This is a genomic window from Erwinia piriflorinigrans CFBP 5888 (assembly GCF_001050515.1).
Lineage (GTDB): Bacteria > Pseudomonadota > Gammaproteobacteria > Enterobacterales > Enterobacteriaceae > Erwinia > Erwinia piriflorinigrans.
The window spans coordinates 477062-491596 of sequence record NZ_CAHS01000015.1; the positions used below are offsets into that span (position 1 = coordinate 477062).

Sequence of the window (14535 nt, forward strand, 5' to 3'; positions counted from 1 at the left end):
CTGAGCGAAAGTTCAGGCATTTTTTTTGCATATTTCCCGGATGAGAGAGGGAGTGAAGAACCCTCGCCAGGGTTCGACAAAACGGCAGGACGGCCGTTTTGCACAGCCGCAGGCTGCCCGCCAGGGCGGGGCACAGGGATGTGCCCCGTGATCCCCCTCTCTCACCACCATATTTAAAGAGAATGCCTGAGCGAAAGTTCAGGCATTTTTTTGTGCGCATAACCTCACTTTACTCGCCCCTACTAGCGGCGACATGTCACCGTTTCCCACCCCGCCACCGTCAACACTATTAACGTCGTTAGCCCATTAACCATCAGCCGATCGGTAAAGAAAGCTACCGTTGTCAGCACTAACAGCGCAATAAGTCCGGCGACGTGGGATAGCGGGAAGCGTTTATACACCATGAGCTTATAAACGCCATTTGTCAGTAAATATAACGCCGGCCCTGCCAGCAATACGGTGGCGCTAATTCCATCGTTCTGACCGTCGGGATGGGCAATGACCAGCTCATTGCCCACGGCGCAAACAATGATGGCCCCGACCAGCACAACATGCACATAGTGAAAACAGGCCCCCATCTGCCCCGGGTTTTCAGCATGCTGGATAGCATGGCTCCCTGCGCTGCTGCTGGTATCAAAATAGATCCACCACATCGCCAGACTACCCAGAAACGCCACTAGCGAAGCGATAATCACCGATGGATGCCAGGTCTCAATGTCACTCAGCGTGGCACCGGTAGTCAGAATCGTTTCGCCCAGCGCAACGATCACAAATAACTGACAGCGTTCAGCGAGATGGTGACCTTCAATAGTCCACTCGCTGCGGCTATCAGATCGCCCCAGCCAGGGCAGCGCAAAGCCGATCATCGGCGAAAAGTATTCACAGGCCACGGCAATTGCCCACAGAAATAGCCGAGCTTCTCCCGTTACCACACTTCCCAGCCCCCAAAACAGCGCGGAAATGCACATCCATCCGAGAATACGCTGAAAATTAGGTCGCAGCGGATGAGCTGGCGGAAGCAGCCATAAAGTCGCGGCGCTGCGCCCTACCTGCATGGTGATATAAAACAAAGCAAAAACCCAGCCGCGCCCGGTGAATGCCTGCGGGAGTGCCGCTGCTGCAAACACGCCAGGCAGCATGATCGCAAACAGCAGCAGGCGAATTTGTCGGGTATCGGGGTTAAACCAGTTAGTCATCCAGGCGGTATATTGCCAGGCCAGCCAGACGGCAAACCACAGCAGCAGAGTTTGCAGCGCGCCAATAGCGGTTAGATGATGCAGTAAGTAGTGTGAAAGTTGCGTAACGGCGAAAACATAGATCAGATCAAACAGCAATTCGGAAAACGACACGCTGGCACCGTGATCGTCACGAACACGTAACAAATTTTGCTGCATGGGGATATTCCTGTGAGGAGGTGTCACCTTGATAATAATCATGCGCCATCAGCACGAAAAGCGAATTATATTTGTTGACCTATGCCGTCCGTCAGGGGGGATAGCGTCACGAACGGCGCGGTGCCGGGTAGCAAGATCGGCAGCGGCAAAGGAACCGCCAGGCCAGGTCAGCATTGAAAGAGTAAAGACGTTGTATGCCACACCCATGCTCCACATAAGTAAAATTTGCGAAAAATATCAGGAGACCGGTTTGAGACAAAATGGCTATCTCTCTGTAAAGCGGGTGAGGATAAGGCGGTAATGGGCAATGAGCGATCGCCCCTATAAAAGAATAGCCGCCCAAGCCTTGACCCCGTTTTTTTGCATGGCTAAAAAAATGTGACGTCTCGCACAAACTGACTATTCTCTCTCGCAAAATCTTTACTATCTTATCCTCACATTGCTACCCATTTGGAAAGCCCCAGGTATCCCATGAATGAAATAACCCAATTACTGAAGAGTCATCGCAGCGACCGCAGCTATCTTGATAAACCTGTCCCTGAAGAGGTGCTGGATGACATTATTGAAACAGCCTGGCGTGCGCCGACATCGGTCAATTCACAACAGGTCTCACTGGTGGTGATCCGTGACGCGGCTACCCGCGCGCGCATTGCTGAACTGGCGGGTGGTCAGGCGTGGATTGCAAAAGCCCCGGTATTTATCACCGTCGTGCTGGACATGTATAAAAGCCAACAGGGCATTGCCGCTGAGGGTAAAAAACAGATTGCCCATGAGAGCATTGAAAGCCTGATCTCCGGGTCGACCGATGTGGGTATCGCGCTGGGTGCGCTGATGACCGCCGCTCGTTCACACGGTCTGGGGATCGTTCCGATTGGCGGCATTCGCCGCGAACCGCAAGCGATGATTGAACTGCTACAGCTGCCGGAGCTCACCTTCCCGGTAGCAGGCGTGGTACTCGGCTATATCGACAGCCCCGCGGCGGAAAAACCGCGCATGTCGCTGGCGGGCTTCCGCCATAATGAACGCTATGATACGAGCGTGCTGCCGGAGGTGATCAAAGCCTACAACCGCGTGCTCACCGCTCACTGGCAGCAAAGCGGGCGTGAAGATGGTGAAAACTGGGGGAACAATACGGCCAGCTATTATCAACATATCTACTTCCCACAGGTACAGCCAGCGATCCTCAAACAGGGATTTGGTGTTAACAAATAAAGACAAACAAGCCCGGCATTGCCGGGCTTTCGACGTCAACGGGGCAGTGGAACACTGCCCCGAAATGTGTCAACAGGTTAATCGTAGGCCAGCAGTGCGCGCTGGCACAGCTCGGAACGGACACAATCTTGTTTAGCAAAACGAACCACGCCCACCATGTCATCTTCGGTAAAGCGCGCCAGTGCATCATGAAGGCCGGACTGAACGTGAGCGGGCAAATCACATTGGGTAATATCGCCGTTCACAATCACCGTCACGTTCTCCCCTAGCCGGGTCAGGAACATTTTCATTTGCGCAGCGGTCACGTTCTGCGCCTCATCAAGGATCACCACCGCATTTTCGAAGGTGCGGCCGCGCATATAGGCAAATGGGGCAATTTCTACCTTACCAATTTCAGGCCGCAGGCAGTATTGCATAAAGGAAGAGCCGAGACGTTTAACCAGAACGTCATAGACAGGTCGGAAATAAGGGGCAAACTTTTCCGAGATATCCCCCGGAAGGAATCCCAAATCCTCATCCGCCTGCAGTACCGGGCGCGTGACGATAATCCTGTCAACATCCTTGTGTATCAGGGCCTCGGCCGCTTTTGCGGCACTGATCCAGGTTTTACCACAACCTGCTTCGCCAGTGGCAAAGATCAATTTCTTACTTTCTATGGCATTGAGATAGTGCGCCTGAGCGTCGTTTCTGGCTTCAATTGGCGAATGGTCACGGCTGTCACGCGCCATACCGATTGAGTCTAACCCGCCCATCTGCACCAGCGAGGTGACCGATTCTTCTTCGCGCTGACGATGGCTGCGTGAATCGCTACGAAGGACACGCTTAGCTTCACGACGCGCTTTGATCACTGCTTTCTGTCTTCCCATAGTGGCACCTTACAGTTGGTTTCATTTCCCGCATCAATTGTATTGACGCGATTACGTGAACGCTTTAGAGGTTGTGGCTTCCTTTTAAGCCTTGTACGGCCGTTAAAACAAATGCATGGCAAAGGAGCATTGCAATGCACCGCAAAGGACTATAAGAACAGAATGGTGATTGGAGGTGAAAAGAAGTGAAAACGGAAGAAGAGAATTGTTCCCCACAGGTTATTGCGTTGAAACATCGTCTGGCTAATGGCCCGCGAAAGGATTTCTGCATCCGCTCTCTCCATAGTGAAATACTATTTGCGAAAAACAACAGCAAATTCATATTCTGCATTATAGCTAAAAAATGCAACACTTTTTTTATGGTTGGTATAACGAAAGCGTCTTTTCCTTATAAATCAGTCTGTTATATTTATTTTTTATAAGTAATATGCGCTTAATGATGTTTTTTTAACCAAAAAGGATGGGGGCGATATAAAGAGGGGATCAAGGGTGAATTAGCGGATTACAATTAATCCGCTAATGACATCATGAGGAGAGTAACCCCTGTGCCAGATAATGTTGCTCATCAGGCACGCCCGGCAGTGCAAAAAAATAGCCCCCGCCAACCGGCTTAATATACTCTTCCAGCGCTTCCCCGTTTAACCGTTTCTGCACCGTCAGAAAGCCTTTTTCCAAATCATGTTGATAGCATATAAACAGCAGCCCCATTTCCAGCTGGCCGGAATTTGACACGCCGAGTGAATAACTGTAACCACGGCGCAGCAGCAGGCTGCTCTGGGTTTGCGCGGTACGTGGATTCGCCAGACGGATATGTGCATCCAGCGGAATAATATCCCCTGCCGGATCGCTGGCATAGTCCGGCACATCATGCTCCTGCTTCATCCCTAACGGCGCCCCACTGTGCTTCTCGCGACCAAATATGGTCTGCTGTTCGCGCAGCGGGGTACGATCCCAGAACTCGACGCGGAACTGAATGATACGCGCAGCCTGATAGCTGCCGCCCACCGCCCACGCCGGTTCGCCCTGCTCTTTACTGACCCAAAGGATATTGTTCATTAATCCACGATCGGTGCTATCAGGATTGGCGGTGCCATCCTTAAAGCCCAACAGATTAATCGGCGTTTCTTTGCCTTTGCTGCGCGCAGCATGGTTAGAAATAAATCCTTCACGTCGCCAGCGTACGCTAAGCAGATCCGGCGAATGCTTGATGATATCGCGCAAGGCGTGGATAACCGTATCATTGGTATTTGCGCAGATTTGCAATAGCAGGTCACCGTGGCACAGGCTGGCGTCTAACGCATCGTTTGGGAATCGCGTCATGGGCTGAAGCCTCAGTGGTTTCAACCCCTGCAAGCCGAAGCGCTCATCAAACAACGAAGTGCCGACAGAAACGGTGATGGTCAGGTTATCCGGCCAGATATCCTCGCCGAGAATACCGGAATCCATCGGTGGAAGCTGCGGATTGGTCACCAGCGGTGCTTTCCCCCCGGTGGTCAGAAAGGCAATTCGCGCGGTAAGCAGCCTGAACAAACGTTCAAGGTCGGCCTTATCACTGGCCAGAACATCAAATGCCACCAGCATCATCGCCGCCTGCTGCGGCGTTGTGATCCCCGCCTGATGCGCACCATAAAACGGCTGGCGCTCCTCACGGGCACCGGGTGACAGCGTACCCGGTGAAGAGCTTTTGTCACCAACAGCAGGCATTGCTGCATGAGCAGGGCAACCGCCAGCGACCGCCAGGGCACCGCTAAGAATGCCCATTCCCTTGAGTAAACGGCGGCGTGACGCTAACGCCACCCCGTCAGATTTTTTTACCATTGCTGATTAATCCAAACCCAGAGTGCCACGTAGCAGAGAAAGGTCTTCGGCCAGCGCCGTGACAGGGCCTTTCAGCGCCTTGCGATCGGCATCAGTTAACTTTTCATAAGATTCAAAGCCGTCTTTAGTGCGGTACTTGGTCAGGATGGCATCAACCTTGTTAAAGTTACCGTCTACTTTCGCCAGCAGTTGCGGATCGACCTTCTCCACCAACGGACGCAGCAGATTGACGATTTTCTGTGCCCCGTCAACGTTGGCCTGGAAATCCCACAGATCGGTACGGCTATAACGATCTTCTTCACCTGAAATTTTGCTGGCGGCGATTTCTTCAATCAGTCCAGCTGCGCCACCTACCACTTTGCCCGGCGGGAAAGCCAGCTCGCTGACTCGTGTCTGTAAATCCAGCACATTTTTATAAAGCTGGTCGGCGAATTTATCCATCCCTTTGGTGGTGTTATCCGCAAACAGCACTTTCTCCAGGCGGTGGAAGCCGGTAAAGGCCGGATCTTCTGCTTTCTTCTCGAAGTCATCCTCACGGGCATCAATCGCACTGTCCAGATCGGAAAACAGCTCGGCGATCGGTTCAATACGCTCATAATGCTGGCGGGTCGGCGCGTACAGCGCTTTCGCTTTGGTCAAGTCCCCTGCTTTCACCGCATCGGTGAAGGCTTTCGTCCCCGCCACCAGCTGTTCAACTTCTTGCGTAACGTACAGCTTATAGTTGGCTATCGGCCCAACCAGCTGCATCAGCTCCGGCTTACCATCATTAGCCTGCTGGTCGCCGCTGGCTTTGACAATCAGTTTGCCCTTCGGATTGCTCAACAGACCGCAGGTCATGTCGTATTCACCGGCCTCCAGATTAGCGGTCATCTTCTGCGTAAAGCCTGGCGCAATATTTTCGCGCTCTTCCACTACCATCACCCCTTTGAGGATCTCCCACTCGAGTCCTTTCTGGCTGTTATTCTGGATGATAAATTGGGTTTTCCCGGCAGCCACCGTCAGCGTCATCGGCTCACACTGCCGATCGTTTACGCTAACTTTGACCTTTGGGATGTCCGCTGCCAGGGTCGTACCCGATGAGGTTAAAGCTGCCAGCAGGGCGATATTCAGCGCGTGACGGCGAAAATCTGTGATCATTAAGTCATTCCTGTCAGAGAGTTGAAACGGGCAGATCGATGACCTGCCTGGCAAAATCAGCGTATCGCAGAGGCCGCAGAAGATGGCGTACGCCCGGGCATGAAAAACAGCAGCAGTGCAGGCACCAGGTAAATAAACCACATCGCCACTTCACTGATGCTTGGCGCTTCCTGATAACCCAGCAGCCCTTCCAGCAACGTGCCAAAGACGCTGTGGGTGGAGAGGACTTGACTGAAGTCAAAGGCCATGTCCTGGAAGTGGTTCCACAGCCCTGCTTCGTGGAAAGCGCGCACGGCTCCAGCTGCCAGCCCTGCGGCAACAAAAATAATAAACAGGCTGGTCCATTTAAAGAAACTGGCCAGATTAAGGCGCACACCGCCCCAATATATCAGCATCCCCAGTACGATAGCCGTCCCCAGGCCCAGCATCGCCCCAAGCGGGGGCGCGTATCCCAAGTCCTGTTGAAAGGCCGCCAGCAGAAAGAACACCGATTCCAGGCCTTCTCGTGCTACGGCAAGGAACACCATCAGGATCAGCGCCCAGCCACTGCTGCTGCCCTTTTGTAACGCGTTGTCTACCGCGTCCTCCAGCTGCGCCTTCACATTACGTGACACTTTGCGCATCCAGAACACCATCCAAGTGAGGATCACCACGGCAATAACGGCAACCAGGCCTTCGAACAGCTCCTGCTGTTTTTGTGGGAATTCACCGGTTGTTTCATTGATAAACCAGCCCAGGCCAAGACACATGGCGGCAGCAACAAACACACCCGTCCACATAGCAGCAAACCACTGACCACGTCCGGTGCGTTTCAGATAGCTGGCGATCAGGCTGACAATCAGCGCCGCTTCCAGACCTTCGCGTAACATAATAAGAAACGGGACAAACATGCCTTAAACCTCAACCAGGTGGAATTCCGTCAAGACGGGTAAAGAAAAGTAAAATACGAACGATATGGATTATCATTATCGGGAAAGGAAATACAAGTCAGAAGCCGATTTTTTTGTGCTGTTCAGGCCGCAGACTGGGCCGTCAGGGGCGGGGAGATAGTGATGCGCTGATGCCGGGCGGCATCAGCGCAGAACAGCCGTTTAGTCGGCCTGATATTCCGCTTCAGCGGCAGCAAAACGCTGCTGGGCAGCGGCTGATGGCGCTTTATCAGCCAGGCTGAACAGTACAATACCGATACTGGCGAACAGGAAGCCTGGGATAATCTCATAGAGATCCAGCCAGCCGTACTGCTTCCAGATGAGTACCGTTGCAGCACCGATAATCATTCCGGCCAGCGCACCGTTACGCGTCATACGCCGCCAAATCAACGAGAACAGCACCACCGGACCAAAAGCAGCGCCGAATCCTGCCCAGGCATAGCTCACCAGACCCAACACGCGGTTTTCCGGGTTAGACGCCAGCATGATAGCAATGGCAGCCACCAGCAACACCATCAGGCGACCCACCCAGACCAGCTCACGCTGACTGGCACCTTTACGCAGAAAGTTCTTGTACAGATCTTCAGTCAGGGCACTGGAGCAAACCAACAGCTGGCAGCTGAGGGTGGACATCACCGCAGCCAGGATCGCCGACAGCAGAACCCCGGCAATCCACGGATTAAACAGGATACGTGTCAGTTCGATAAAGATACGTTCACCGTTCTTCGACACTTCCCCTGCATGTTCAGGATGGTTGTCAAAATAGGCGATGCCGAAGAAGCCGACCGCCACCGCTCCCACCAGGCACAGGATCATCCATATCATACCGATACGGCGTGCAGTGCGAATCGAACGGTGTGAGTCTGCCGCCATAAAACGCGCCAGAATATGTGGCTGACCAAAGTAACCGAGGCCCCAGCCCAGCAGCGAGACGATCGCCACAAAGTTAAGGTTCTTCAGCATATCCATATTTTGCGTGCTTTTGCTGGCAATCACCTGCATCGCATCACCCAAACCGCCCACGGCGACAATCACCATCACCGGCGTCAGGATCAGCGCAAAAATCATCAGGCTGGCCTGCACCGTATCGGTCCAGCTCACCGCGAGGAAACCGCCGACAAAGGTATAAATAATCGTCGCGGCGGCACCGGCCCACAGGGCGGTTTCGTAGCTCATACCAAAGGTACTTTCAAACAGACGCGCGCCGGCTACCACGCCAGATGCACAATAAATGGTAAAGAACACCAGGATAACCAGCGCCGAAATCACCCGCAGCACTTTACTGCTGTCTTCAAAGCGGCTGGAGAAGAAATCCGGCAGCGTCAGGGCGTTATCGTGGTGTTCAGTCTGCACGCGCAGACGCCCGGCAACAATCTTCCAGTTAAGGTAAGCACCCAGCGTCAGGCCGATGGCAATCCAGCTTTCAGAGATCCCCGACAGGAAGATCGCTCCCGGCAGGCCCATGAGCAGCCAGCCACTCATATCGGATGCTCCGGCAGAGAGTGCTGTGACAACACTGCCTAAACTTCGACCACCCAGAATGTAGTCATCAAAGTTTTTCGTTGAGCGGTAGGCGATGAACCCGATCAACACCATGCCGAGAATGTAAATACAAAACGTCACCATCATTGGTGTACTTAGAGTCATTCAGCTTCTCCATTTTTTATCAGTATCCTCTGACTACAAGCATTCTCGTCAACTGCCGGAACGAGGCAACGGACGTCAGGCTCTAGTCGGGGGCGGTATCCTGCCGTAATCGGCAACAGCGCACAAACGATTTAACACAGCATGTACATTACTTTCACCTGGAAGTTACTTATAAATGCTCACAGGTTGCACTACGTCACAATTAGTCAGGTTGCACCCCTTAATCAGCCTTCAGAAAGTGGGTCTAGCCGGGATTAGTCAGCTGGCAAGGATCTTGCAGCAATTTCCATGCCGCTTTTTTCTGGCTCCCCGTTCCCCGGATGTCAGGAGTGAGGCAGGCGTCACATTTAACAAGGTTGCACAAAGTTGCAACATCAGTGATATTGCAGTCTATATCGTTTGTCATCTACTGATTCAGGAGCTGTAAGGCATGGGCGCTACCACTATGGGTGTGAAACTGGACGACGCCACGCGCGATCGGATTAAACAAGCGGCGGCGCAGATCGACCGCACGCCACATTGGCTCATCAAGCAGGCGATTTTTAATTATCTGCAACAGATTGAACACGGCAGCGCATTGCCGGAACTGCCGGTAAATGGCGTGCTGGCCGAAAGCGAAGAGCGCCCGCCGGAAGAGGCTCACCAACCGTTCCTGGATTTCGCCGAGCACATCCTGCCGCAGTCGGTGGCCCGCGCAGCTATTACCTCCGCATGGCGGCGCCCGGAGACGGAAGCGGTGCCGATGCTGTTAGAACAGGCACGTTTACCCGATAACCAGGCACAGGCTACGCATCGTCTTGCCTGGCAGCTTGCCGATAAGCTGCGGCACCAGAAAGGTGCGGGTGGGCGCGCCGGAATGGTGCAAAGCCTGCTGCAAGAGTTTTCATTGTCTTCACAGGAAGGCGTCGCGTTAATGTGCCTGGCGGAAGCGTTGCTGCGCATTCCCGATAAGCCAACGCGTGACGCGCTTATCCGCGATAAAATCAGTAACGGCAACTGGCACTCGCACCTCGGGCGCAGCCCGTCGCTGTTCGTCAACGCCGCTACCTGGGGACTGCTGTTTACCGGGCGTCTGGTTTCCACCCACAACGAAGCCAATTTATCGCGTTCGCTCAACCGCATTATCGGCAAGAGCGGCGAGCCGCTGATCCGTAAAGGGGTCGATATGGCGATGCGCCTGATGGGTGAGCAGTTTGTTACCGGTGAAATCATTGCTGAAGCGCTGGCAAATGCGCGTAAGCTGGAAGAGAAAGGCTTCCGCTACTCATACGATATGCTGGGTGAAGCCGCGCTAACCGCGCAGGATGCCAAAGCCTATCTGCTTTCTTATCAACAGGCGATCCACGCCATTGGTAAAGCATCTAACGGGCGCGGGATTTATGAAGGCCCGGGCATCTCGATCAAGCTTTCGGCCCTGCATCCGCGCTATAGCCGCGCCCAGCACGAGCGGGTCATGGAAGAGCTGTATCCGCTGCTTAAGTCACTGACGCTGCTCGCCCGCTCTTACGATATCGGTATTAATATCGATGCCGAAGAGGCCGACCGCCTTGAACTGTCGCTCGACCTGCTGGAAAAACTGTGCTTCGAAGCGGAGCTGGAGGGCTGGAACGGTATTGGCTTTGTGATCCAGGCCTATCAGAAACGCTGTCCGATGCTGATCGATTTTCTGACTGACCTGGCGCAGCGCAGCCGCCGTCGCCTGATGATCCGCCTGGTCAAAGGTGCCTACTGGGATAGCGAAATCAAACGCGCCCAGATGGACGGGCTGGAAGGCTACCCGGTATACACGCGCAAGGTCTACACGGATATTTCCTATATTGCCTGCGCTCGCAAATTGCTGGCCGCACCCAACCTGGTCTATCCGCAGTTCGCCACCCATAACGCCCATACGCTGGCGGCCATTTACCAGCTGGCGGGCAATAACTACTATCCGGGTCAGTACGAATTCCAGTGCCTGCACGGCATGGGCGAACCGTTGTATGAACAGGTAGTGGGCAAAGTGGCCGACGGCAAACTTAACCGCCCCTGCCGTATCTATGCACCAGTCGGAACGCATGAAACGCTGTTGGCATACCTGGTACGCCGCCTGTTGGAAAATGGCGCCAATACCTCTTTCGTTAACCGCATAGCCGATGCCACCTTGCCGATTGACGAGCTGGTGGCAGACCCGGTGGTAGCGGTGGAAAAACTGGCCCACGGCGAAGGCACAGTTGGCCTGCCGCATCCGAAAATTCCACTGCCACGAGATCTGTACGGAAAACACCGCCCGAACTCCGCTGGCCTGGATCTGGCCAATGAACATCGCCTGGCTTCGCTGTCCAGCGCCCTGTTAAGCGGTGCCAGCCAAGACTTGCAGGCGCAGCCGCTGATTGATGGCCCGCTGGAAGCGGGAGAGTTGCTGCCGGTGCTCAACCCGGCAGAGCCGCTGGATGTGGTCGGCCACGTTCGTCATGCAACGCCAGCAGAAGTTTCTGTCGCGCTGGCGGCGGCCGTAAGCGAGGGGGCTATCTGGTTCGCAACGCCACCACAGGAGCGCGCCGCCATTCTGGAACGCGCCGCAGTGATGATGGAGGGCCAGATGCAGCATCTGATCGGCATTCTGGTGCGCGAAGCCGGTAAAACCTTCAACAACGCCATTGCCGAAGTGCGCGAGGCGGTCGACTTCCTGCACTATTACGCCGGCCAGGTACGCGACGATTTCGACAATGAAACCCACCGCCCGCTGGGCCCGGTGGTGTGCATCAGCCCGTGGAACTTCCCGCTAGCGATCTTCAGCGGGCAGATTGCGGCCGCGCTGGCGGCGGGCAACAGCGTGCTGGCTAAACCGGCAGAGCAGACGCCGCTGATTGCCGCCCGCGCGGTGGCTATTCTGCACGAGGCCGGCGTACCACCGGGTGCGCTACAGCTGCTGCCCGGTACGGGCGAAACCGTGGGCGCACAGCTGGTACAGGACGATCGCGTGCGCGGCGTGATGTTTACCGGCTCCACCGCCGTGGCTACCCTGCTACAGCGTAACCTGGCAGGACGTCTTGACCCGCAGGGCCGCCCGACGCCACTGGTGGCTGAAACCGGCGGGATGAATGCGATGATCGTTGACTCTTCGGCCCTGACTGAGCAGGTGGTTACCGATATCGTCGCCTCCGCTTTCGACAGTGCCGGACAGCGCTGTTCCGCTCTGCGTCTGCTGTGTATCCAGGACGATATTGCGGAACATACGTTACAGATGCTGCGCGGCGCGATGGCCGAATGCCGTATGGGTAATCCTGAACGGTTCTCCACCGACATTGGCCCGGTGATCGATGCTGAAGCCAAAGCCGGTATCGAACAGCACATTCAGGCGATGCAAAGCAAAGGATTCAGCGTATTCCAGACGGCTCAGCAACAGGCACAGGACCGCCGTGAATGGCAGAGCGGCACCTTCGTGCTGCCCACCCTTATTGAGCTGAACGACGTCGCCGACCTGACGAAAGAGATTTTTGGCCCGGTGCTGCATGTGGTGCGCTTCGCGCGTAAAAACCTGCCGAATCTGGTGGAACAGATCAACGCATCTGGCTACGGATTAACCCTCGGCGTACATACGCGTATTGATGAAACTATTGCCCAGGTCACGCAGAAAGCACACGTTGGCAATCTCTACGTTAACCGCAATATCGTTGGTGCTGTCGTGGGCGTACAGCCGTTTGGCGGTGAAGGCCTGTCCGGCACCGGGCCAAAAGCCGGTGGACCACTGTACCTGTACCGTCTGCTGTCACACCGCCCGGACAACGCACTGCGCGTGACGCTGGATCGACAGGATAAAGAGCGTCCCGTAGATGCGCTACTGCGCCCTGCACTGCTTCTGCCGCATCAGGCACTGGGCGAGTGGGCAGCAGATCGTCGTGAACTGGCCGCCTGCTGCGCACGCTACGCGGAGCTGGGTCAGGGAGGCACCGTGCGCCTGCTGCCGGGGCCGACAGGGGAACGCAATACCTTTGCCCTGCTCCCCCGCGAACAGGTGTTATGCCTGGCGGACAACGAACAGGATGCGCTGATTCAGCTGGCTGCCGTTACCGCCGTTGGCAGCCGGGCATTATGGAGCGACGATGAGCTACATCGCAACCTGTGGCGGCAGTTACCCGATCTGGTACGCCAGCGCATTGAATTCGCTGCCAGACCGTTGGAGCAGAGCGAATTTGACGCGGTGATCTATCACGGTGATGCCGACCAGCTTCGCACCCTGTGTGAAGCCGTTGCAGCGCGTGATGGCGCGATTGTTTCGGTGCAAGGGTTCGAGCGCGGGGAAACCAATCTGCTGCTGGAGCGGCTGTTGCTGGAGCGTTCGCTTAGCGTCAACACCGCAGCGGCGGGCGGCAACGCCAGCCTGATGGCCATCGGCTAACGGCTGCCTGATGTGATGGTAAGCAGTGTCATGCTGCTTAAATTAACAGCCCGGCATTCGCCGGGCTGTTTTTTTGTCGCTTAGTCCATCGGGCAATCAAGGATGATAAGCAAACAGCGCCGGAGCACCGCCGGTGTGGACAAACAGCAGCGGTCCCTGGCGACGAAATCTGCCCTGCGCAATGCCGTCAATCAGCCCTGCCATCGCCTTGCCGGTGTAGACCGGATCGAGGAATATCCCCTCCAGCCGAGCCAGCAGTTTCACCGCCTCCATGCCCTCTTCGTTCGGGTGACCGTAGCCCGGAGCATAATAATCATCCCACAGGGTGATCGGCGCGCGACTCTCTAACGCCAGCGACTGTGCCAGCGGATGACGGATCGCCTCCACTTTCACCCGCTGGTCAGCCGAACGGCGGGACACGGTAACGCCGACCAGTTCGCATTCAGGCAGAAGCTGCTCCAGTCCGACCGCCAGCCCGGCGTGCGTGCCTGCACTGCCCGAAGCCACCACCACGGCGGCAAAATCAACCACGCCTTCGCTCTGGTGGGTAATTTCCTGTGCGCATTCGACGTAGCCCAGCGCACCCAGCGCATCAGAACCGCCGACGGGAATGATATAGGGGCGAAATCCCTGTGCTTCCAGCAGAGTTGCCTGCTGTTCTAACTGTGCAACCGGATCGTGCAGCACAGGCACCATGATAACTTCCGTACTCATCAAATCCAGCAGCAGACGATTACCGTTACTCAGGTAATTTTCGCTTTTAGCATCGATGGGATTTTCCAGCAGCGCCACGCATTTTAAGCCCAGCTTTGCCGCCACCGCCGCCGTCTGGCGCACATGGTTAGACTGAATCGCGCCAGCGGTCAGCAGCACATCAGCACCGGCGCGCAGGGCATCGGCGGCCAGAAACTCCAGCTTGCGCAGCTTATTGCCACCGAATGCCATCGGCGTGACATCGTCACGTTTAATAAATATATCGCGTCCCAGATAATCAGACAGGCGAGGAAGATGTTCTAAGGGCGTGGGCGAACCCAGCAGCTCGATGCGGGGAAAGTTAACTATATTATGTAAAGACATGCGGGTTTCCATAGCTGGCGCTTAATGTGTCTCTACAGTGTTGCAGAACATTCCCCGCACGTCATCTGGCGATGAGA

The 14535-nt window shown here is 55.3% G+C and carries 9 protein-coding genes; 2 read left to right on the forward strand and 7 right to left on the reverse strand.

The window, feature by feature from the left end; translation table 11 throughout:
• Window positions 1-242 precede the first annotated feature (242 nt).
• Window positions 243-1394, reverse strand: coding sequence for a low temperature requirement protein A (locus tag EPIR_RS10390; protein WP_023655350.1), 1152 nt, complete (start codon window positions 1392-1394; stop codon window positions 243-245).
• A gap of 471 nt (window positions 1395-1865) precedes the next feature.
• On the opposite strand from EPIR_RS10390, the gene EPIR_RS10395 reads away from it, so the two are divergent.
• Window positions 1866-2606: an NADPH-dependent oxidoreductase gene (locus EPIR_RS10395; RefSeq protein ID WP_023655351.1), complete on the forward strand. Its 741-nt coding sequence runs from the start codon at window positions 1866-1868 to the stop codon at window positions 2604-2606.
• Window positions 2607-2683: 77 nt separating this feature from the next.
• On the opposite strand, the gene phoH is transcribed toward EPIR_RS10395, so the two are convergent.
• From phoH to putP, 5 genes are all read right to left on the reverse strand, one after another.
• Complete coding sequence (gene phoH / locus EPIR_RS10400; RefSeq protein ID WP_023655352.1) at window positions 2684-3472, reverse strand: phosphate starvation-inducible protein PhoH; 789 nt, start codon at window positions 3470-3472, stop codon at window positions 2684-2686.
• Window positions 3473-3997: 525 nt separating this feature from the next.
• Window positions 3998-5290 carry an iron uptake transporter deferrochelatase/peroxidase subunit gene (gene efeB / locus EPIR_RS10405; protein WP_023655354.1) on the reverse strand — a complete coding sequence of 431 codons (1293 nt, stop codon included), beginning with the start codon at window positions 5288-5290 and terminating at the stop codon, window positions 3998-4000.
• Window positions 5291-5296: 6 nt separating this feature from the next.
• Entirely contained in the window at window positions 5297-6427 is a 1131-nt protein-coding gene (efeO, locus tag EPIR_RS10410) for an iron uptake system protein EfeO (RefSeq protein ID WP_023655355.1), read from the reverse strand.
• 56 nt (window positions 6428-6483) lie between these two features.
• Window positions 6484-7317, reverse strand: a complete 834-nt coding sequence (efeU, locus tag EPIR_RS10415; protein ID WP_023655356.1) for an iron uptake transporter permease EfeU — start codon at window positions 7315-7317, stop codon at window positions 6484-6486.
• Between the two features lie 201 nt (window positions 7318-7518).
• Window positions 7519-9003, reverse strand: coding sequence for a sodium/proline symporter PutP (gene putP, locus EPIR_RS10420; RefSeq protein WP_023655357.1), 1485 nt, complete (start codon window positions 9001-9003; stop codon window positions 7519-7521).
• A 430-nt stretch (window positions 9004-9433) separates the two neighbouring features.
• On the opposite strand from putP, the gene putA reads away from it, so the two are divergent.
• Complete coding sequence (gene putA / locus EPIR_RS10430; RefSeq protein ID WP_023655358.1) at window positions 9434-13381, forward strand: trifunctional transcriptional regulator/proline dehydrogenase/L-glutamate gamma-semialdehyde dehydrogenase; 3948 nt, start codon at window positions 9434-9436, stop codon at window positions 13379-13381.
• Window positions 13382-13477: 96 nt separating this feature from the next.
• Here putA and EPIR_RS10435 read toward each other — a convergent pair whose 3' ends face one another.
• Complete coding sequence (locus tag EPIR_RS10435; protein ID WP_048697328.1) at window positions 13478-14458, reverse strand: D-cysteine desulfhydrase; 981 nt, start codon at window positions 14456-14458, stop codon at window positions 13478-13480.
• Window positions 14459-14535 lie beyond the last annotated feature (77 nt).

Coding starts and splice junctions, on each gene's coding strand:
- EPIR_RS10390 (WP_023655350.1), bottom strand. CDS start 1,394: ATGCAGCAAAATTTGTTACGTGTTCGTGACGATCACGGTGCCAGCGTG.
- EPIR_RS10395 (WP_023655351.1), top strand. CDS start 1,866: ATGAATGAAATAACCCAATTACTGAAGAGTCATCGCAGCGACCGCAGC.
- phoH (WP_023655352.1), bottom strand. CDS start 3,472: ATGGGAAGACAGAAAGCAGTGATCAAAGCGCGTCGTGAAGCTAAGCGT.
- efeB (WP_023655354.1), bottom strand. CDS start 5,290: ATGGTAAAAAAATCTGACGGGGTGGCGTTAGCGTCACGCCGCCGTTTA.
- efeO (WP_023655355.1), bottom strand. CDS start 6,427: ATGATCACAGATTTTCGCCGTCACGCGCTGAATATCGCCCTGCTGGCA.
- efeU (WP_023655356.1), bottom strand. CDS start 7,317: ATGTTTGTCCCGTTTCTTATTATGTTACGCGAAGGTCTGGAAGCGGCG.
- putP (WP_023655357.1), bottom strand. CDS start 9,003: ATGACTCTAAGTACACCAATGATGGTGACGTTTTGTATTTACATTCTC.
- putA (WP_023655358.1), top strand. CDS start 9,434: ATGGGCGCTACCACTATGGGTGTGAAACTGGACGACGCCACGCGCGAT.
- EPIR_RS10435 (WP_048697328.1), bottom strand. CDS start 14,458: ATGTCTTTACATAATATAGTTAACTTTCCCCGCATCGAGCTGCTGGGT.